General features: G+C 71.9%; 4 protein-coding genes and 2 pseudogenes. 5 read left to right on the top strand and 1 reads right to left on the bottom strand.

Annotated elements, in window-relative coordinates; translation table 11 throughout:
• The 5 genes and pseudogenes from cysM to lgt all read left to right on the top strand — a co-directional run.
• Window positions 1-172, top strand: a pseudogene (gene cysM / locus CCN56_RS35870) (cysteine synthase B); the annotation flags it as partial.
• 364 nt (window positions 173-536) lie between these two features.
• Entirely contained in the window at window positions 537-1,820 is a 1,284-nt protein-coding gene (trpB, locus tag CCN56_RS35865) for a tryptophan synthase subunit beta (protein ID WP_041128740.1), read from the top strand.
• On the top strand, window positions 1,817-2,638 hold the full coding sequence (gene trpA / locus CCN56_RS35860) for a tryptophan synthase subunit alpha (RefSeq protein WP_086831940.1): 822 nt from the start codon (window positions 1,817-1,819) through the stop codon (window positions 2,636-2,638). Before trpB ends, trpA begins: the two co-directional genes overlap by 4 nt.
• A 64-nt stretch (window positions 2,639-2,702) precedes the next feature.
• A complete protein-coding gene (locus CCN56_RS35855; protein WP_086831939.1) occupies window positions 2,703-3,527 on the top strand; it encodes a thioredoxin domain-containing protein in 825 nt (274 codons plus the stop codon).
• An 88-nt stretch (window positions 3,528-3,615) separates the two neighbouring features.
• Window positions 3,616-4,593 (top strand): prolipoprotein diacylglyceryl transferase, encoded by a 978-nt coding sequence (gene lgt / locus CCN56_RS35850; protein ID WP_086831938.1) that lies wholly within the window; start codon window positions 3,616-3,618, stop codon window positions 4,591-4,593.
• Window positions 4,594-4,667: 74 nt separating this feature from the next.
• Here the strand turns inward: lgt and CCN56_RS35845 are convergent.
• Window positions 4,668-4,990 (bottom strand): annotated as a pseudogene (locus CCN56_RS35845) (CoA ester lyase); the annotation flags it as partial.

Below are 4,990 nucleotides of genomic sequence, written 5' to 3'. Positions count from 1 at the left end.
GGCCCTCCACGCGGCCATCGGCGTGGGCAACAAGGCCCTCAAGGCGGGCGAATCGGCCGACATCGCCTTCGTGGTGGCCGACGGCGGCTGGAAGTACCTGTCGACGGGCCTCTACACGGCCAAGACGACGGAAGAAGCGATCGAAGCGGTCCAGGGCCAGCTCTGGGCGTAGTGCCTCCGTGTGGGCGATCGTCCCGCAGAGCAGGGGGGTCCCCCTGCTCGAGCGAAGCCGAGAGCCCGGGGGAGGGTGGGCACACGGGACGGCGCCTTCAGCGGCGCCCCCGCGTTCCGCGCCTTGACCCGCACCACGTGGTGCGGCGCACAAGGGGTGCGGGTTCAGGCGCGGGAGCCCAGGCCCGGCAAGGGGCGCCGTCCGTTGTGCCCACCCGTTCCGCCCCAGCGGAACGTATGCCCACAACGGGCGGGCGGCGCCCACAACGGGGGCGACGTTGCCGTACGTGAAGCGCTCGCGCGCGTACCGTGACCATCGACCCCACGTATCCCGGGGCGGCACCCGCCCCGCGAGGAGCATCCGCATGTCCAGCGAGTTCTTCATCCCGGACCTGGAAGGCCAGGTCCCCAGCCCCGAGGGCTACTTCGGCGCCTACGGCGGCAAGTTCATCCCGGAGGCCCTCGTCGCCGCCGTCGACGAGGTCGCCGTCGAGTACGAGAAGGCCAAGGCCGATCCCGAGTTCGCCCGTGAGCTCAACGACCTGATGGTCAACTACACCGGCCGCCCGAGCGCCCTCACGGAGGTGCCCCGGTTCGCCGAGCACGCCGGCGGCGCCCGGATCTTCCTCAAGCGCGAGGACCTCAATCACACCGGCTCGCACAAGATCAACAACGTGCTCGGGCAGGCCCTCCTGACCAAGCGCATGGGCAAGACGCGGGTCATCGCCGAGACCGGTGCCGGCCAGCACGGCGTGGCCACGGCCACCGCCTGCGCCCTCTTCGGCCTCGACTGCACCATCTACATGGGCGAGGTCGACACCCAGCGCCAGGCCCTCAACGTGGCCCGGATGCGGATGCTCGGCGCCGAGGTCGTGGCCGTGAAGTCCGGCAGCCGCACCCTCAAGGACGCCATCAACGAGGCCTTCCGCGACTGGGTCGCCAATGTGGACCGGACGCACTACCTGTTCGGCACCGTCGCGGGCCCGCACCCCTTCCCCGCCATGGTCCGCGACTTCCACCGGGTCATCGGCGTCGAGGCCCGCCGCCAGCTCCTGGAGCGCGCCGGGCGCCTGCCCGACGCGGCCATCGCCTGCGTCGGCGGCGGCTCCAACGCCATCGGCCTCTTCCACGCCTTCGTCCCGGACGCGGGCGTGCGCCTGATCGGCTGCGAGCCGGCCGGCCACGGCGTCGAGACCGGCGAGCACGCGGCCACCCTCACCGCCGGCGAGCCCGGCATCCTCCACGGGTCCCGCTCCTACGTCCTCCAGGACGAGGAGGGGCAGATCACCGAGCCGTACTCGATCTCCGCCGGACTCGACTACCCCGGTATCGGCCCCGAGCACGCGTACCTCAAGGACAGCGGGCGCGGCGAGTACCGGGCCGTCACCGACGACGCCGCCATGCAGGCGCTGCGGCTGCTCTCCCGTACCGAGGGCATCATCCCGGCCATCGAGTCGGCGCACGCCCTCGCCGGGGCCCTGGAGGTCGGCAAGGAGCTCGGCAAGGACGCCCTGCTCCTCGTGAACCTCTCCGGGCGCGGCGACAAGGACATGGACACCGCCGCTCGCTATTTCGGCCTGTACGAAGCCGACGCCGAGGTGGCCGCGAACGCCGCCGACATCGCAGAGATCGAGGGGGACGCCAAGTGACCACCGGAAACATCCAGCTGCTCGGCGACACCCTCGCCAAGGCCAAGGCCGAGAACCGGGCCGCGCTCATCGCGTACCTGCCGGCCGGCTTCCCGACCGTCGACGGCGGCATCGCCGCGATCAAGGCCGTCTTCGACGGCGGCGCCGACGTCGTCGAGGTCGGGCTTCCGCACAGCGACCCGGTCCTCGACGGCCCGGTCATCCAGACCGCCGACGACATCGCGCTGCGCGGCGGCGTGAAGATCGCCGACGTCATGCGGACGGTCCGCGAGGCCCACGAGGCCACCGGCAAGCCGGTCCTCGTCATGACGTACTGGAACCCGATCGACCGGTACGGCATCGAGCGCTTCACCGAGGAGCTCGCCGAGGCCGGCGGCGCGGGCTGCATCCTGCCCGACCTGCCGGTCCAGGAGTCCGCGGTCTGGCGCGAGCACGCCGACAAGCACGGTCTCGCGACCGTCTTCGTCGTCGCGCCCAGCAGCAAGGACGAGCGCCTCGCCACCATCACGGCCGCCGGCTCCGGCTTCGTCTACGCCGCCTCGCTCATGGGTGTCACCGGCACCCGCGAGTCGGTCGGCGAGCAGGCCGCCGACCTGGTCCGCCGCACCCGCGCCACCTCCGAACTGCCGGTGTGCGTGGGACTCGGCGTCTCCAACGCCACGCAGGCCAAGGAGGTCGCCGGCTTCGCCGACGGCGTCATCGTCGGCTCCGCCTTCGTCCAGCGCATCCTCGACGCCGACGGCGACGAGGCGGCCGGGCTCACCGCCGTAAGGGAACTGGCGGCCGAACTCGCCGAGGGCGTCCGCCGCGTCTCGTAGCCCATTCGGGTGGATATGGGACCGGGGAGGCGCGGATGTGCCTCCCCGGTTCGTTGCCAGGGGCGTGAGCGAGAAGAACCGTGGTGACGGTAACCGGAGCGCGCGGGAGCGCCTCAAGGAGCAGCGCGAGCGCGACAAGGCCCGCGAGAAGCAGCGGCGCGTCCTGATCGTGTCGGCGGCGGTGGTCGGCGTCCTCGGCCTGGCCGCGGTCGTCGGCGTGATCGCCGCGGGCGGCGACAAGAACAGCGGATCCGACAAGGCGGGACCGGTGGTCGCGCCGACCGGAGCCACCGACGAGGACGCCAAGCCCGCCATCCCCACGGGCAAGGCGGACGCCCCGTCGACGCTCGCGGTCTGGGAGGACTTCCGCTGCCCGGCGTGCGCCCAGTTCGAGAACGTCATGCGGGACTCGATCCACGAGCTCGAGGCCTCCGGCGCGCTCAAGGTCGACTACCACCTCGCCACCCTCATCGACGGGAACATGGGCGGCAGCGGCTCGCTGCGCGCGGCGAACGCGGCCGCGTGCGCCCAGGACGCGGGGAAGTTCACCGCGTACCACGACACGCTCTACATCAACCAGCCGCCCGAGACGGACGACGCCTACGGGAAGAACGCCAAGCTGATCGAGCTGGCCGCGAAGGTGCCCGGGCTCGACACGCCGGCCTTCCGCAGCTGTGTGAACGACGGCACGCACGACAGCTGGGTGAAGAAGTCGAACGAGGCCTTCCAGAACGGCGGCTTCCGCGGCACCCCGTCCGTCCTGCTCAACGGAGAATCGATCTTCCCGACCAAGGGGAACGAGCAGATCTCCCCGGAGAACCTGAAGAAGTGGGTCGCCGAGGCCAACAAGGGCAAGAAGGCGGGCACCGCCTCCCCGTCGGCGGGCTGACCGGCGGCATGTCCGGAGGATTGGTTACCCAGAAGTTGCCGGGTGGGCTGCCGTCCCGCCCGCCCGGCAGGGTAGCGTCGGTCCTGCCATGGACCTTGCCTACATTCCCAGCCCGTCGACCGGCGTGATCCACCTCGGACCGATCCCGCTGCGCGGCTATGCCTTCTGCATCATCATCGGTGTCTTCGTCGCCGTCTGGCTCGGCAACAAGCGCTGGATCGCCCGGGGCGGCACCGCCGGCACCGTGGCCGACATCGCCGTCTGGGCGGTACCTTTCGGCCTCGTCGGCGGACGCCTCTACCACGTGATCACCGACTACCAGCTGTACTTCAGCGAGGGTGAGAACTGGGTCGACGCCTTCAAGATCTGGGAGGGCGGCCTCGGCATCTGGGGCGCCATCGCGCTCGGCGCGGTGGGCGCCTGGATCGGCTGCCGTCGGCGCGGGATCTCCCTGCCCGTGTACGCGGACGTCATCGCCCCCGGAATCGCCTTCGCCCAGGCCATCGGCCGCTGGGGCAACTGGTTCAACCAGGAGCTCTACGGCAAGCCGACCGACGTGCCGTGGGCACTGAAGATCACCGAGGGCCCGAACCGCGAGGCCGGGCTGTACCACCCGACCTTCCTGTACGAGTCGCTGTGGAACATCGCCGTCGGCTTCCTGGTCATCTGGGCCGACCGCCGCTTCAAGCTCGGCCACGGGCGGGCGTTCGCCCTGTACGTCGCCGCGTACTGCTCGGGCCGCGTCTGGACGGAGGCGCTGCGCGTCGACGAGGCGCACCACATCATGGGCCTCCGGCTCAACGTGTGGACCGCGATCTTCGTCGGCCTGGCGGCCGTGATCTACCTGATCGTCTCGCCCCGCTTCCGGCCGGGCCGCGAGGAGATCGTGGAGCCGAGGGCCGCGGAGAAGGCCGCCGAGAAGGCGGACGGCGTCGAGGGCGCGGAGGCCGCCGACGCCGAGGCCGCGGACGCTGTCGAGGACAAGACCGACGGGCCCGGGGACGAGGACACGGAAACCGAAGGCAACGGCGCCGATCACGGCGCCGGGTCGGCCGCCAAGAGCTGACACCGGCACGAACGTCACGAGGGCCGCCGGGACCGAGAGGTTCCGGCGGCCCTTTCGCATGCGGGGGGTACGGCTCAGCCGGCGCGGGCCGCGAGGGCGAGGACCCGGTGGGCGCCCTCCACCACTGCCGCGTCGACGAAGCGGCCGTCCGGGAGGGCGAGGGCGCCCCGCTCGGTCGCGGCCGCCGCGACGACCTCACGGGCCGCGTCGACCTCCGCGGGGGTGGGCAGATAGGCGCGCTCGATGACCGGGAGCTGACGGGGGTGGATGGCCGCCCTGCCGAAGAAGCCCATGGACCGGCCCCGGGCGCAGCCGGCGGCCAGCGCGTCCAGGTCGCGGATGTCCGGATGGACGGACTGGGCCGGCGGGGGGAGGGCGGCCGCGCGGGCCGCGACCA

This window comes from Streptomyces sp. NRRL B-24572 (genome assembly GCF_002156145.1).
GTDB classification, from domain to species: domain Bacteria; phylum Actinomycetota; class Actinomycetes; order Streptomycetales; family Streptomycetaceae; genus Streptomyces; species Streptomyces vietnamensis.
Note: the sequence above shows the minus strand (reverse complement) of the source record. Positions and strands in the feature narration are given on the sequence as shown.